Below are 16,165 nucleotides of genomic sequence, written 5' to 3' on the forward strand. Positions count from 1 at the left end.
TTATGCTTTTAAAAATTCTTTGATGTGATTAATGACTGTTTCATTGCCTAATATTTTTCGATGTCCTAAATGTTCGGTAATCATTAGCTTACTGTTTTTTAGGTTTTTATTGATGTTATGAGCTGCTTTTACATTTACATCGCAGTCATTTTGGTCATGAATTACCAATACCGGAATTGTAACTTTTTGCGCGGCAAAATGGGCGGAATAATTTTCCATCGACTCGCCAAATTTCTTTTCGAAATGTTGTTTCAACAGTAAGGCGATTTTAGGATTGAGTTTTAATTTGGCAACAAAATCATCCAGGATATCCTGAATTATATCACCACTGCCAATGGTTACTGCTTTTTTTACCTTAAAATCTTGCTTTATTGCGTTTAGAATTGACATACCGCCAAGTGAATGACCAATCGCAAATTCGAATGGACCAAACTGTTTTTCAATCTCCAATATCGAAGCAATAAACTCGGTCATAATGGTAGTTTTTCCTTGAGATTTACCATGCGCCGGAGCGTCAAAACTAATGATTTGGTAACCTATTTTAACAAACTCATCCGCAATTTTCACCAATTGTGTGCCTCGTCCGGACCAACCGTGAACCAATAAGATTTTCTTTTCTCCTTGACCGTAGTGATAAACCATAATTTCTTTTTGTAGACTCGGTACCAACAATTTGTTTTGGCGACTATTTTGCTCCATGTGAAATTCTCTCTTGGGAATTTTGTGTTTTATAGGTGTGGTAAATAATCTCGCCGCGAATCGGGTGGCTAATTTTGGAGAAATTGTCTCTAATAATTTAGCTGTAAGTAAGATTGGCTTAGGAATTTGCAATGATTGGTTGGTTATTGGGGATTTTTTTGTCATTTCAATAAATTTTTCGGCTGACCAAAAGTTAAAATATTTTTTTTTAAATTTCAACATCATAAATATAAGTCAAAATGCAAAATCAAACCCGAATAATTATTGAAAATGTCACGCCTCAATTAGACGGAGGCGCTTTTTATATCAAGCGAATTGTTGGACAAACCGTTGTAGTAAAAGCGAATGTTTTTGCCGATGGTCACGACGTGATTGCGTGTTGTGTAAAATTCAAACACGAAAAGGATAAAAAATGGCAAGAGGTAAGATTAAGTGCTTTAGGGAATGACGAATGGACCGCGCAATTCAAAGTAGAAAAACAAGGTCATTACACTTATTTCATTGAAGGTTGGGTTGATTATACGCTGAATTGGCAACACGGAACCGAAAGAAAAATACAAGACAACCAACACGTAAAATCAGAATTATTAGAAGGTGCCGAATATTGTCAGGCGATTTTGAAAGAAGTCGAAAAAGACGAAAAAGCTTATTTAACTTCTGCGATCAAAGCCTTTCAAGACGAAAAGCAATACGACAAAGCTACTGTGATTGCTTTATCAAAAGAGTTACACCACATTTTTGAAAAGTACCCAACCAGAACTTTAGCCAATACTTCTGCCGAATTAAAAATTTACGTCGACAGAAAGAAAGCGTTATTTAGTACGTGGTATGAATTTTTCCCGCGCTCAGCTTCCCAAGAAAAAGGCAAACACGGCACGTTTAAAGATTGTGAAAAGTTATTGCCAAGAGTTGCCGCAATGGGATTCGATACATTATATTTCCCGCCAATTCATCCGATTGGAGAAGTCAACCGAAAAGGGAAAAACAACGCCACTAATGCCCAACCCGGAGATGTAGGTTCGCCTTGGGGCATCGGTTCTAAGCATGGCGGACACAAGTCAACACACCCTGATTTAGGCACGATTGAAGAATTCAAGTCTTTAGTAAAAGCCGCTAAAAGTTTGGGAATTGAAGTCGCTATGGATTATGCTTTACAAGCCGCACCGGATCATCCTTATGTAAAAGATTTTCCACAGTGGTTCAAATGGCGTCCGGACGGAACCGTACAATATGCTGAAAATCCACCCAAAAAATACCAAGACATTCAACCCATTTACTTCGAAAGCAGTGACTGGAAAAACCTCTGGAAAGAGCTGCTAGACGTGGCTTTATTCTGGATAGAAGAATGTGATATCAAAGTATTCAGAGTCGATAATCCGCACACTAAGCCGTTTTATTTTTGGGGTTGGCTCATCGCCGAAATCAAGAAAAAGCATCCCGATGTATTATTTTTAGCAGAAGCGTTCACGGCTCCTAAAGTGATGCATGAGTTGGCTAAACAAGGTTTCTCACAATCTTATACGTATTTTACTTGGCGCAATACCAAAGCCGAACTAATCGAATATGTAGAAGAACTCACCAAAACCAACCAAGCCGATTTTTACCGACCAAACTTTTGGCCGAACACACCGGATATTTTACCGTATGCTTTACAAAGCGGTAACGAAAGTGTGTACCTTCACAAATATTTCTTGGCGGCCACCTTGAGTTCCAGCGTTGGAATTTACGGTCCGGCCTATGAATACATGGTGTCCGAAGCGATGCCGGGTAAGGAAGAATATTTCAATTCAGAGAAATATGAAGTCTACCATTGGGATTGGACTGTGCAAAATAAGTTGATTACGTTGATTACAAGATTAAACCGAATCCGTCACGAACAACCTTCATTGCAGCAAACGAATAACATTCAATTTTGCAATACCGATAACGACCAAGTGTTGGCTTACTACAAATACGACGATTTACGATTAGATGAAACCCTTATGATTTGCAGTCTCGATCCGTATTATGCCAAGCAAACGTGGGTGCAATTGCCTTTACAAGCTCTGGGAGTTCAGCCCGGACAAACCATTAAAGTAGTTGATTTGATTACAGGAAACAGCTATTTTTGGGATAAGGAATGGAACTTTGTTGAATTGCATCCGGCATTGCCGTTTCATTTATTTAAAATCTTGAAGTAATGGATACTAAAATTAATGAAGATGAATTTATAAATCCATACGTTTTTAAAACAGATTGGAAAACAGCCTTTGAAGACGATGACTTTGTCAAAGTATTTTCGTCGGATATTTTGGAAAATTATATCATCAACAAACGATGGTATGGTGGAAAAGCCAGCACGCTAAAGTATATCGAAGTTGTAGATTGGTTCAAAATCACTTCAAAGAAAAATACTTATTACGGCGTTTTGTTGGAAGTGAATTTCAAAGAGGCTTTTTATCAGCATTATTTTATGCCGATTTCGTTTATGGCGGAAGAGGAACTCGATACCAATACTATCATCGCGCCGGTAAAAATGGGAGGCCAAGAAGGGTTTTTAGTCGATGCCTTACATCAAGAAGATTTCAGAAGATTGTTGTTTGAAAAGATTGTAAACTCCTCTGGAAAAGATGAAAAAGTCAAATTCCATAAAGGGGAAAAACTTGAAGAGAAAGAATACAAATCGTCCAAATTCATGGGCGTAGAACAAAGCAATACATCCATTATATACAACGGTACTCTGGTGTTGAAAATCTTTAGAAGAATCTACATCAGTATGAATCCCGATTACGAAATCAGTCGATTCTTAACCGAAACCATGGATTTTAAATATTCACCTGCCTACACTGGAAGCATCAGTGTGGTTTTATCCGAAGGAAATATTACTTTGGGATTAATGCAAGAATTGGTTCCGAATCAAGGCGATGCGTGGCAGTTTATGCTCGAAGAAGTCGACCGCATTTTCGACAACCTCAAACACAAAAAAATCAAAATTGCCAAGCTTCCCGATATCGAATTATTCAAGCGCTTAAAAATAAACGAAGTGCCACACGAAATCATCGATTGGGCCGGACTGAGTATTTTTCTGCGGATCCATACCTTGGCCACAAGAACAGCCGAAATGCACATCGCACTTGGTGGCGACATTAGAGATACGGCTTTTACGCCTACGACTTACAACGGAGATTACACCGTTTGGCTCAAAAATCGTTTGACGTATCAGTTCCAAAATCGATTGAATATACTTGAAAATAATTTGCACAAACTCGACGGTTTGGCACTCGAACTCGCCAATCAATTTCTCGACAACAAAAAAGAAATCCGTAAAATCTTCCTCGATTTCGACTGGACGAAAATGAAATCCGAACGCATCCGAATCCACGGCGATTATCATCTTGGACAGGTTTTGGTCAACGGAGATGATTTTTATTTGCTCGATTTTGAAGGCGAACCAGAAAGCACCATCCGCGACCGAAAGGTAAAGCAACCACCATTAAAAGACGTCGCCGGGATGTTCCGCTCGTTCCATTACTCGATTTACGCGACCATTTTCAACAACAAGGACAAATATCCGTTTGAACAAAAAGAGTTGTTCCAAGCCGGAGAAATCCTGTTCAAATATTTCGTAGGCGTGTTTTTGCAAACCTACACCGAAGTTGCTCAAGGCGGCAATTTAAATATCGGTTACCGAAAAGAAATCGACTTCCTGCTCAAATATTGCATCCTCGAAAAAGCGGTTTACGAACTCGGCTACGAACTTAACTCCAGACCACGTTGGGCAGTGATTCCATTGACGGGAATTGCCAGTATAATGGAATTTGAAGCGAAAGTGTAGGGCAGTTTCAGCCCCGAAGCTTCGGGGGTAGTCCCCGCTTTCCGGGCTACGCGGTAGCCTCTACAATCGGGGCTAGATAGGAATTGAATTGATATACAATAAAAGACAGTCGCAAATAAGCGATAAAAATAAAATAGTAATAATGAACCAAGTACAAGTACATTCGCTTTTTACCGATTTTGACATCGATTTATTCAAAGCCGGAAAACATTTCAGACTCTATGAAAAACTCGGTGCGCACCTCACCGAAGTAAATGGCGTAAAAGGAGTTTACTTTGCCGTTTGGGCACCCGCGGCACGCACCGTTTCCGTAGTAGGGGATTTCAATTACTGGATTCAAGGCGAGCACCAACTCAATGTGCGTTGGGACGGCTCGGGCATCTGGGAAGGATTTATTCCCGGTGTTGATAAAGGCACGACCTACAAATACAAAATACAATCCAATAACAACGGCATCATCACCGAAAAAGCCGATCCGTTTGCGTTATACTGTGAACATCCGCCACAAACCGCCTCAATCATTTGGGACTTAGACTACAAGTGGAAAGACAAAAAATGGATGGACACGCGCAAGGATAATAATGGGTTAGACAAACCTTTTTCAGTTTACGAAGTGCATTTAGGTTCTTGGCGTAGAAACAGCGAAGGGAAGTTCCTGACGTATCTTGAAATGGCCGACCAATTGGTCGATTACGTAAAAGAAACGGGTTTTACCCACGTCGAGTTTATGCCGGTGATGGAATATCCGTATGATCCGTCTTGGGGTTATCAGTTGGTGGGGTATTTTGCCCCAACTTCCCGTTTCGGGAAACCTCAGGATTTCATGGTTTTGGTCGATAAATTACACCAAGCCGGTATCGGAGTGATTTTAGATTGGGTACCATCACATTTCCCGGATGATGCGCACGGACTCGGATTCTTTGACGGTTCTAACTTGTACGAACACCCGGACAGAAGAAAAGGCTATCATCCCGACTGGAAAAGTCTGGTGTTCAATTATGGCCGCAATGAAGTGCGTTCGTTCTTAATCAGCAATGCCATTTTTTGGTTGCAACAATACCACGTTGACGGTTTGCGAGTAGATGCAGTAGCCTCAATGTTATATTTGGATTATTCCCGTAATGAAGGTGAATGGGAACCAAACATTTATGGTGGAAGAGAAAATTTAGACACGATTAGTTTCCTAAAAGATTTCAACGAAGCGGTTTATTCAGCTTTCCCCGATGTGCAAACGATAGCCGAGGAAAGTACCAGTTTTCCAATGGTGTCACGACCAACATTCATAGGAGGTTTAGGCTTCGGCATGAAATGGATGATGGGCTGGATGCATGACACTTTACAATATTTCAAAAAAGAACCGATATACAGACGTTTCCACCAAAACGATTTGACTTTCTCCATGACCTACGCGTTTACCGAGAACTTCATGTTGCCGTTGTCGCATGACGAAGTCGTTTATGGCAAACATTCTATTTTAGGCAGAATGCCGGGTGATGAATGGCAGAAATTTGCTAATCTTCGTTTGTTGTATGGCTATATGTTTACGCATCCCGGTGGAAAATTGTTGTTTCAGGGTGCCGAATTCGGGCAAAGCAGCGAATGGAATTTCGAAGGCAGTTTAGATTGGCATTTGTTGCAATATGGCTACCATGCGGGTATCAAAAAATGCATCACCGATTTGAATGCGTTATACAAAAACAATCCGGCGATGTATGAAAAACAATTCCACGTGGATGGTTTTGAATGGATCAATTATTCCGATAGTGAAAATGCCGTACTGAGCTATATCCGAAAAGGATTAAACGAAAAAGATGATTTAATTATAGTGGCCAATTTTACCCCGGTAGTAAGACAAAATTACCGAATCGGCTTGCCTAATAAAGGAAAACTCACTCAAATTTTTAATTCAGATAGTACAGAATATGGCGGAAGCGGTGTTGTAATGACTAAATCAATCAAAATAGATAAAACAGCTTGGAATTACAAAGGTTATTCGGCTGAATTAACTTTGCCTCCACTGGGAGTAGCCGTTTTTAAAATTTCGTAAAGCTTACACATTCATTTACTAAACCTGTCAGATTTTAAAATCTGATAGGTTTACTTATACTATCATCAACCGCAAACGTTGTAGTTAAAAACTACTTTAATAAGTTGTAAATTTATCGTAGTCATCTTTGTAAATTTGACGTTTCGATACAAACCAAACCGTATGATTACCAATACAGAACTGGAACACAAAGGCGATCAATTTCCGTCCAAAATAGTTTCCTTCGAACAAGATGTTGACAATATTTATTTCAACACCGATAACAATGTTATATTAAAAATAACCATACTTCGCGATAGCTTAATCCGTTTCCGTTATACTACCAAAGGGTATTTCAGCAACGATTTTTCGTATGCCATAGACAAAACACAATCGCATGGTTACAACCAATTAGAAGTTATTGAAGACCAACAATTTTACCTAATCAAAACCAGCAAAGTTTTTTGTAAAGTCAATAAAAAAGACCTAAAAATATCGATTCACGACATTGACGGTTTTACGATTTTAGAAGATGAGATTGGGTTTCATTGGGAGGAATGTTACGAACACGGCGGCAACATTGTCAAAATGAGTAAAGTGTCCAAAGATGGAGAGAGTTTCTACGGTTTGGGTGACAAAGCGTCTCATTTGAATTTAAAAGGCAAGCGTGTAGAAAATTGGGCTATGGATCAGTATGCATTCCATAAAGACCAAGAACCGTTGTATAAAGTGGTGCCGTTTTATATTGGTTTGCACCATAACAAAGCTTACGGTGTTTTCTTCGACAATACTTTCAGAACCTTTTTCGATTTTTGTCACGAACGCCGTAACGTAACCAGTTTTTGGGCGGAAGGCGGTGAAATGAATTATTATTTCTTCTACGGTCCGAAAATGAGTGATGTAGTCATTAATTACACCCATTTAACCGGAAAACCGGAGTTACCGCCTATGTGGACTTTGGGTTACCACCAATGCAAATGGAGTTATTATCCCGAGAGTAAGGTCAAAGAAATTACCTCAAGATTCAGAGAACTCAAAATTCCGTGTGATGCGATTTATCTCGATATCGATTACATGGAAGGTTTTCGCTGTTTTACTTGGAGCAAAGAATATTTTCCCGAACCCAAACGAATGGTAGCCGAATTGGCCAAGGATGGTTTCAAAACGGTAGTGATTATTGATCCCGGAATTAAAATCGATAAAGATTATTGGGTATATCAGGAAGCTTTGGAGAAAGGTTATTTCTGCAAACGCGCTGATGGTCCGTATATGAAAGGTAAAGTATGGCCGGGCGAATGTAACTTCCCCGATTATACCAATCCGGAAGTCCGCGAATGGTGGGCAGGATTGTTCAAAGAATTGGTTTCTGAGATAGGCGTAAAAGGCGTTTGGAACGATATGAATGAACCGGCGGTAATGGAAGTTCCCGGAAAAACATTCCCGAACGATGTCCGCCACGATTACGACGGCAACCCATGCAGCCACCGAAAAGCTCACAATATTTACGGCACCCAAATGGCACGTGCCACTTATGAAGGTGTCAAGCGATTTGCCTATCCGAAAAGACCGTTTGTGATTACGCGTTCGGCTTATTCAGGAGCGCAACGTTATACTTCATCTTGGACAGGCGATAATGTTGCCAGCTGGGAACATTTATGGATAGCCAATATCCAAATGCAACGCATGTCGATTTCAGGAATGGGTTTTACCGGTTCGGATATCGGCGGATTTGCAGAGCAACCTTCGGGCGAATTGTATGCGCGTTGGATTCAGTTGGGCGTTTTTCATCCTTTCTGCAGAACGCACTCTTCAGGGGATCACGGCGAACAAGAGCCATGGTCATTTGGTGATGAAGTAATCGATATTACCAGAAAATTCGTGGAATTACGTTACCAATTGTTGCCATATTTATATACGATGTTCTGGCAATACGTAAACGAAGGAACGCCAATGTTGAAACCTTTAGTGTATTTCGACCAAGAAGATTTTCACACCCATTACAGAACGGATGAGTTTATTTTTGGAAACCAGATTTTGGTTTGTCCGATATTAGAACCCAATGCACAAGGCCGTCGAATGTATTTGCCTAAAGGAAGTTGGTACAACTTCTGGACGAATGAATTGGTAGAAGGAAAGAAAGAACTTTGGATAAAAACAAGCTTTGACCAAATCCCGATTTTCATCAAAGAAGGTGCGATTATCCCAAAATATCCGGTGCAGCAGTATGTGGGTGAATTGCAATTTGATGAGTTGATTTTGGATGTATACTATAAATTGGGCAAAGAAAAATCAACCGTATATGAAGATGCGCAAGATGGCTATGATTACAACAAAGGCCGTTTTTCTTTGAGAACTTTCAGCTTAAATGGAAAAGAAAAAGAGTTGATCATCCAGCAACACAGTGAAGGCACTTTTGAAACACAATATTCTAAATTCAAAATCAATCTAAAAGGACTACCATTTAAGGTCAAAAAGGTTGAAGTTGATAATGAGAAAATTAGTTTAGATAAAGTTCACCTAAATGGAGATAATTCCTTAATTATTGATAAAGATTTTACCGAATTGCATTTGATAGGATAATAAATTATGTAAATTTATAATCCAAATTATGTAATCTTATGTAACATGAAATGGGTAAATTTGTAATTCAAATAAAACAATTATGAAAAAAGGAATTTTATTTTTTGCCTTGCTGTCTGTACTATTGGTAGTTTCGTGTGCTAAAAACCCGTTTACCGGAAAAAGTACCATGGCGTTGGTAGATAACAGCCAAATTTTTCCGACAGCATTTCAGCAATACGGAACATTCTTAAAAGAAAACAAAGTAGTAGTCGGAACAACTGATGCGAAAAGAGTGGAAACGGTTGGTATGAAAATCAAAGCCGCTGCCGAGAAATGGTTAAACGCTAACGGGTATTCTGACTACTTAAAAGATTACCAATGGGAATACAAATTGGTGGAAAGCAAAGAAGTCAATGCTTGGTGTATGCCGGGCGGAAAAATCGTTGTATACTCGGGAATTCTTCCAATCACTTTAGACGAAACCGGATTAGCCACAGTTATGGGGCATGAAGTATCACATGCACTAGCCAATCACGGTCAGCAACGCATGAGTGCCGGGATGTTACAACAAGCCGGAGCCGCCGGAGTTGCTGTAGCCACCGGAGGGAAAAGTGCCGAAACCCAACAGTTAGCCATGTTAGCCTATTCGGGAGTTTCACAGTTTGGAGCCATGATGCCTTTTAGCAGAAGCCATGAAAGTGAGGCTGATATGATCGGATTGAAATTGATGGCCATTGCAGGATATAATCCTGAAAAAGCAGTTGATTTTTGGCTAAGAATGTCGGCTAAATCGGGCGGGCAAAAACCACCGGAATTCATGAGTACGCACCCGTCTGACGAAACCAGAATCGCCAACATCAAAAAACAAATTCCTGCTGCAAAAGCAGAAGCTGCTAAGTTTGGTGTTACATTTAAATAAAAAAATAACTTATATTTGAATCCCGTTCCTTGTTGAGCGGGATTTTTTATTTAAACCCTATTTTTATGTCAGCACTTCCTAAAGGTCATCCAAAATTACTCAACGCTTGGGCTTTCTATGACTGGGCTAATTCGGTTTACAGTTTAGTAATTGCTTCGGCAGTTTTCCCGATTTTTTACAATGCCTTGTTTGACAAAGACAACCCTTATGTGGATTTGTTCGGCTATAGTTTCAAGAATTCGGCTTTGATCAGTTTTGTTACGGCCGCCGCCTTTTTGTGTGTAGCCGTATTTTCCCCTTTATTATCAGGTATTGCAGATTATACCGGGAACAAGAAAATTTTCATGCGTACGTTCAATTACATCGGTGCTTTGTCGTGTATCGGACTGTATTTTTTTGATTTAGAAAATATAGTGGTTGGCTTGGTGTTTTACTTTTTTGGATTGATAGGATTTTGGGGCAGTTTGGTTTTTTACAATTCGTATTTACCGGATATCGCTTTTGAAGCGCAACAAGACAAAATCAGTGCGCGAGGCTATTCTATGGGATACATAGGCAGTGTTTTACTGTTGATAATCAATTTAATAATGATTATGACCGCGGATAACGCCGACAAAATAGCGATGATGAAATACTCTTTTGTGATGGTGGGTATTTGGTGGATTCTCTTTAGTCAGTATTCTTATTATTATTTACCCAAAGGAAATTCTAATCAGCAAAAAGTTACCCGTGCCGTGGTCTTCAATGGATTTAAAGAATTAAAAAAAGTATGGCGTAAACTGCAAAACGAAATCCCTTTAAAGCGTTATTTACTGAGCTTTTTTGTATTTAGCATGGCAGTGCAAACAGTTATGCTGGTAGCCACTTATTTTGGTGCTCAAGAAATAGAGTGGGCCAATGCCGAAGAAAGCCAAACGGGTCTGATTACTTGTATTCTTTTGATTCAATTGATTGCTGTTTTAGGCGCATTTTTAACTTCCAGAGCTTCCGGTAAATTCGGAAATGTTACAGTATTGATTGTACTGAATGCCTTTTGGTTACTGTTATGCGGATTCGCTTATTTTATAACAACCCCAATGGAATTCTACATTATGGCTTCTTTAGTCGGCTTAGTGATGGGCGGAATTCAATCGTTAGCGCGTTCAACTTATTCCAAGTTTTTGCCGGAAACAGAAGACACCGCCTCTTTTTTTAGTTTTTATGATGTCTCTGAAAAAATTGGCATTGTCATCGGAATGATGGTCTATGGATTAATTGACCAAATCACAGGAAGTCCGAGGTTTGCTATTGTTTTTTTAGGATTGTTTTTCTTATGTGGATTGTTATTATTGTTGAGAATCCCAAAAAAACACTTGTCATCAATTTAAAAAAAATTATATTTGAGCAATATTTACAAAATGGTTATGAAAAACATCAAATTTTTAGCCGGAATATTTTTGTTCCTTACGGCTTTTACCTTTACTTCTTGCGAAAATGAACCTATTGATCCGGCCATTGATTTAGATAATTTTGGTGGAGGAAATACCGGTCCGGCAGTTTTCAAAGCGGATTTTAGCGGAAATACTTGGGTTGCCTCAACCGCTCAAGCACTCATTGGAGGAAATTATATCACTATTTCAGGGGTAAAACCTAACGGTGAAGGGTTTGGTCTTTTAGTGGAAGCATCAGCCACCGGAACTTATCCTGCAAACACTAACATATTAGCTTTTACACCGGCAGGTTCAGAGTTTGGTTATTGGTCAACTAATTTTGATAATCCTGAAGAAAATACAGGTTCTATAACTATTACCAGTATCAATACAACTAACAATACCATTTCCGGAACATTTAGTTTTAAAGGTTATTGGTCAGATACTACAACTACTTCAATTTTACCGGTACAGTTCTCTAATGGTGTATTTGAAAATATTCCTTTTGTAACACAAGGACAAACCGGAGATTCTTTTTTTGCAAAAGTTGGTGGAGTTGAGTTTGTTGATACCGATATTTTTACAGCCGAATTTTTTGTTGGCGCTGAAGAATGGTTAACCATAGCCGCTGAAGATGCCGATTTAAATGCTATCAATGTTTCTGTAAGAAGAAGTGTTGGAGCCGGAACTTATGCCATTACCGGAAATGTGGCCGTTGACAGTGCACAAGGAGTTTATACCTTAGGCGATACCGATTATGATTCGGTTTCAGGTTCGGTCACCATTATCAGTAAAACAGCAACAAGAATTAAAGGAACATTCAACTTTCAAGCCTCAGATGGTACTACTACCAAAACGATTACCGAAGGTGCCTTTGATGTCGAATACAATTAATTTTCTATATTGTCCAAATATAAAATCCGCCAAATTGGCGGATTTTTTTTACGGCACAATCCTTGTCATCATACAGCACTCAACTTTAGCATTACAATAATGTTGAATTTAGGCTATAACAACTGTTGTACATCGATTTTAATTTATTACTTTTAAAAGTTGTCCTACTTTTGTTTAGCATTATATAATTTTTAATGTCATCTTGACTAAATCAAATACCACATGTCAAACCGCAATATTTTAACTCTTGACAATCTGTCATTACAAGAGTTCGATACCGAAACGGATTTAATTCCGCTTTTGACTCCCGAAGATGAGGAGGAAATGAATAAGGAAGAGTTACCCAATTCATTGCCCATTTTACCACTTCGCAATACTGTTTTATTTCCGGGTGTAGTCATTCCGATTACTGCCGGTCGTGATAAATCCATCAAACTGATAAATGATGCCAATGCCGGTAATAAAATCATTGGAGTAGTAGCGCAGAAGAATGAGGAAGATGAAGATCCAACCAAGAATGATATTCATACCATTGGAACTGTTGCCCAAATTCTGAGGGTTTTAAAAATGCCTGATGGTAATATTACCGTAATTCTCCAAGGGAAAAAGCGTTTCGAAATAGACGCCGTAACTTCGGAAGTACCTTATTTAAAAGCTACCATCAAAGAAGTAGAAGAAAAGCGTCCGGGAAAATTAGATACCGAGTTTCAAGCCATCGTTGATTCCATCCGTGAATTGGCTATTGAGATTATCAAGGAAAGCCCGAATATTCCAACCGAAGCAACATTTGCCATAAAAAATATCGAAAGTCAGTCATTCCTAATCAATTTTGTTTCTTCTAATATGAACCTAACAGTTAAGGAAAAGCAAGATTTGTTGATGATTAATGTGTTGAAAGAAAGAGCTTTGGAAACGTTGCGCTACATGAATGTTGAATTGCAAAAGTTGGAATTAAAGAACGATATCCAATCTAAAGTGCGTTTTGACCTCGACCAACAACAACGCGAATATTTCTTGCACCAACAAATGAAAACCATCCAAGAAGAATTGGGTGGCGTTTCGTATGAGCAGGAAATTGAAGAAATGCGCCAAAAGGCCAAAACCAAAACTTGGGACGAGAAAACCGCTAAGCATTTTGAGAAAGAAATTTCCAAACTACAACGCATGAATCCGCAAGCCCCCGATTTTGGTATCCAAAGAAATTATTTAGAATTGTTTTTAGAATTGCCTTGGAATAAATATTCTAAAGACAATTTCGACTTAAAACGCGCGGTTAAAATATTAGATCGCGACCATTTTGGTTTGGAAGATGTTAAGAAAAGAATTATCGAACATTTAGCCGTATTGAAATTGAGAAACGACATGAAGTCGCCCATAATTTGTTTAACCGGACCTCCGGGTGTTGGTAAAACGTCTATCGGAAAATCCATTGCGGAAGCTTTGGGTAGAGAATATGTTCGTATTTCGTTAGGTGGTTTGCGTGATGAAGCAGAAATTCGCGGTCACCGTAAAACGTATATCGGTGCCATGCCAGGAAGAATCATTCAAAGTTTGAAAAAAGCAGGAACCTCCAATCCGGTGTTTGTGTTGGATGAAATTGATAAATTGTCTAACAGCCATCAAGGTGATCCATCTTCGGCATTGTTGGAGGTTTTAGATCCTGAACAAAATAATGAGTTCTATGATAATTTCCTCGAAATGGGTTATGATTTGTCAAAAGTGATGTTTATTGCGACTTCTAACAACATGGCAGCTATTCAACCTGCTTTGAAAGACCGAATGGAAGTCATCAAAATGACAGGTTATACCATTGAAGAAAAAATTGAAATTGCCCGTCAGCATTTGTTGCCCAAACAATTAAAAGAGCATGGTTTGTCAACCAAAGATTTAACGGTAGGCAAAAAGCAATTGGAAAAAATAGTGGAAGGCTATACCCGCGAATCCGGTGTTCGTAGTTTGGAAGCCAAGATTGCTCAGGTAATCAGAAACGCTGCCAAATCGGTTGCGATGGAAGAAGAGTACAACAAAAAACTAACCGATGAAGATATTGTCAAAATTTTAGGTGCGCCCAAATTAGCCAGAGACAAATCGGAAAGCAATGATGTAGCGGGAGTAGTTACCGGTTTGGCTTGGACGTCTGTTGGAGGCGATATTTTATTCATAGAGTCATTAATTTCTACCGGAAAAGGTACTTTAACCTTAACCGGAAATTTAGGAACGGTAATGAAAGAATCGGCGACCATCGCTTTAGAATATATCAAAGCTAACGCAGAACTTTTTGGGCTCGACCCGGAGATGATTGGCAAATACAACATTCACTTACACGTTCCGGAAGGCGCAACGCCCAAAGACGGACCAAGTGCAGGAATCGCAATGCTGACATCTTTAGTGTCATTATATACACAAAAGAAAGTGAAGAAAAATTTGGCCATGACAGGCGAAATCACACTTCGTGGCAAAGTATTACCGGTTGGCGGTATCAAAGAAAAAATATTGGCAGCCAAAAGAGCCAACATCAAAGAAATCATTTTGTGTCACGAAAACAAAAGTGATATCGATGAAATCAAACCGGAATACATCGAAGGTTTGACGTTTCATTACGTAAAAGAAATGAGTGAAGTCATTGACGTAGCTTTGACCAACCAAAAGGTAAAAAATGCTAAAACATTGCAATAAAACTCAAAATTAGAAAAAATAAAAAGGCACGAGTAAAATAAACTCCTGCCTTTTTTTATTTACTTTTTTTCCTCCGATATAAAATAATATCTTCGCAATTCCGTTATAGTAATAGCCATAAGTCTTTTTTAATGTTTAGAAAAACAATTTGTATTGCTTTTTGCCTGGTCGGTTTGGTCGCTTTCGGACAAGTTGGCGGTAGGTCGGTGTACCAATTTCTAAACTTAGTAACTTCACCAAGACAAGCCGCTATTGGCGGAAAAGTGATTACTTTTTATGACCAAGATGTCAACCAAGCCCATTTTAATCCGGCCTGTATTAATGTGGAAATGGACAATAAGTTGTCATTGAATTACGGCAGTTATTTTGGAGAAGTGACTTATGGAACGGCTTCTTATGCTTACACTTATGACCGACATGTACAAACGTTTTTTGGCGGAGTCAATTATGTGAATTACGGTAAGTTTGACGGTTATGACGAAAACGGCCAGCAAACATCTGATTTTACGGGAAGCGAAATTGCACTGTCTTTTGGGTATGCTTACAATATTCCTTTTACCGATTTTTATATTGGTGCCAATGCCAAACTGATTTCTTCCACTTTGGAGAGTTACAATTCTTTTGGCGCAGCCGTTGATATTGGCGCCTTATTTATCGATACCCGAAACGATGTCAATTGGGCTATTTCCATCCGAAATCTCGGGACACAAATTACTCCTTATGCCGAAACCAGAGAAAAATTGCCATTAGAAGTATTAATTGGGGTTTCCCAATTGATGGAAAATGTGCCGATTCGTTGGCATTTGACATTAGAAAATATGCAGCAATGGCAAGTTGCATTTGCCAATCCGAATAGGGCAGAAGGCAATTTGGATGGCGGTGCTACACCGGAAAAAGTTTCTTTTTTTAACAACGCTTTGCGCCACGTAATTGTGGGTGCTGAATTGTTTCCGGAGAAAGGATTCAACATCCGATTAGGTTATAATTTCAGAAGAGCCGAAGAATTACGTATCTTAGAGCAGCGAAATTTTTCCGGATTGTCGGTGGGTTTCGGTTTGAAAGTCAATAATTTAAAATTCAATTACTCGTATTCCCGATACACTTTGGCGGCCAACACCAGCTTATTTGGCTTGACCATTGATTTTTCTGGAAACCGATATTAAACA

The 16,165-nt window shown here is 39.1% G+C and carries 10 protein-coding genes; 9 read left to right on the forward strand and 1 reads right to left on the reverse strand.

Annotated elements, in window-relative coordinates; genetic code table 11:
• Positions 1-864 (reverse strand): alpha/beta fold hydrolase, encoded by an 864-nt coding sequence (locus P7V56_RS06500; RefSeq protein WP_171222335.1) that lies wholly within the window; start codon positions 862-864, stop codon positions 1-3.
• Positions 865-938: 74 nt separating this feature from the next.
• On the opposite strand from P7V56_RS06500, the gene P7V56_RS06505 reads away from it, so the two are divergent.
• From P7V56_RS06505 to porQ, 9 genes are all read left to right on the forward strand, one after another.
• Positions 939-2,879 (forward strand): alpha-1,4-glucan--maltose-1-phosphate maltosyltransferase, encoded by a 1,941-nt coding sequence (locus tag P7V56_RS06505; protein ID WP_171222336.1) that lies wholly within the window; start codon positions 939-941, stop codon positions 2,877-2,879.
• Positions 2,879-4,513 (forward strand): maltokinase N-terminal cap-like domain-containing protein, encoded by a 1,635-nt coding sequence (locus P7V56_RS06510; RefSeq protein ID WP_171222337.1) that lies wholly within the window; start codon positions 2,879-2,881, stop codon positions 4,511-4,513. Before P7V56_RS06505 ends, P7V56_RS06510 begins: the two co-directional genes overlap by 1 nt.
• A gap of 142 nt (positions 4,514-4,655) precedes the next feature.
• Positions 4,656-6,560, forward strand: a complete 1,905-nt coding sequence (gene glgB / locus P7V56_RS06515; RefSeq protein WP_171222338.1) for a 1,4-alpha-glucan branching protein GlgB — start codon at positions 4,656-4,658, stop codon at positions 6,558-6,560.
• 162 nt (positions 6,561-6,722) lie between these two features.
• On the forward strand, positions 6,723-9,119 hold the full coding sequence (locus P7V56_RS06520; protein ID WP_171222339.1) for a glycoside hydrolase family 31 protein: 2,397 nt from the start codon (positions 6,723-6,725) through the stop codon (positions 9,117-9,119).
• Between the two features lie 82 nt (positions 9,120-9,201).
• A complete protein-coding gene (locus P7V56_RS06525; protein WP_171222340.1) occupies positions 9,202-10,020 on the forward strand; it encodes a M48 family metallopeptidase in 819 nt (272 codons plus the stop codon).
• 65 nt (positions 10,021-10,085) lie between these two features.
• The gene (locus tag P7V56_RS06530) at positions 10,086-11,387 is read left to right on the forward strand and encodes an MFS transporter (protein WP_171222341.1); all 1,302 of its coding nucleotides are present in this window, start codon (positions 10,086-10,088) and stop codon (positions 11,385-11,387) included.
• Positions 11,388-11,423: 36 nt separating this feature from the next.
• Positions 11,424-12,323: a DUF6252 domain-containing protein gene (locus P7V56_RS06535; RefSeq protein ID WP_171222342.1), complete on the forward strand. Its 900-nt coding sequence runs from the start codon at positions 11,424-11,426 to the stop codon at positions 12,321-12,323.
• A gap of 222 nt (positions 12,324-12,545) precedes the next feature.
• Positions 12,546-14,999, forward strand: a complete 2,454-nt coding sequence (gene lon, locus P7V56_RS06540) for an endopeptidase La (protein ID WP_171222343.1) — start codon at positions 12,546-12,548, stop codon at positions 14,997-14,999.
• A 131-nt stretch (positions 15,000-15,130) separates the two neighbouring features.
• A complete protein-coding gene (gene porQ, locus P7V56_RS06545) occupies positions 15,131-16,162 on the forward strand; it encodes a type IX secretion system protein PorQ (RefSeq protein ID WP_171222344.1) in 1,032 nt (343 codons plus the stop codon).
• Positions 16,163-16,165 lie beyond the last annotated feature (3 nt).

Source organism: Flavobacterium sp. IMCC34852, from assembly GCF_030643905.1.
GTDB classification, from domain to species: Bacteria; Bacteroidota; Bacteroidia; order Flavobacteriales; family Flavobacteriaceae; genus Flavobacterium; species Flavobacterium rivulicola.

What these genes read in the sequence shown, in the direction of transcription:
- P7V56_RS06500 (WP_171222335.1), bottom strand. Translation starts at nt 864, where the DNA reads ATGACAAAAAAATCCCCAATAACCAACCAATCATTGCAAATTCCTAAG.
- P7V56_RS06505 (WP_171222336.1), top strand. Translation starts at nt 939, where the DNA reads ATGCAAAATCAAACCCGAATAATTATTGAAAATGTCACGCCTCAATTA.
- P7V56_RS06510 (WP_171222337.1), top strand. Translation starts at nt 2,879, where the DNA reads ATGGATACTAAAATTAATGAAGATGAATTTATAAATCCATACGTTTTT.
- glgB (WP_171222338.1), top strand. Translation starts at nt 4,656, where the DNA reads ATGAACCAAGTACAAGTACATTCGCTTTTTACCGATTTTGACATCGAT.
- P7V56_RS06520 (WP_171222339.1), top strand. Translation starts at nt 6,723, where the DNA reads ATGATTACCAATACAGAACTGGAACACAAAGGCGATCAATTTCCGTCC.
- P7V56_RS06525 (WP_171222340.1), top strand. Translation starts at nt 9,202, where the DNA reads ATGAAAAAAGGAATTTTATTTTTTGCCTTGCTGTCTGTACTATTGGTA.
- P7V56_RS06530 (WP_171222341.1), top strand. Translation starts at nt 10,086, where the DNA reads ATGTCAGCACTTCCTAAAGGTCATCCAAAATTACTCAACGCTTGGGCT.
- P7V56_RS06535 (WP_171222342.1), top strand. Translation starts at nt 11,424, where the DNA reads ATGAAAAACATCAAATTTTTAGCCGGAATATTTTTGTTCCTTACGGCT.
- lon (WP_171222343.1), top strand. Translation starts at nt 12,546, where the DNA reads ATGTCAAACCGCAATATTTTAACTCTTGACAATCTGTCATTACAAGAG.
- porQ (WP_171222344.1), top strand. Translation starts at nt 15,131, where the DNA reads ATGTTTAGAAAAACAATTTGTATTGCTTTTTGCCTGGTCGGTTTGGTC.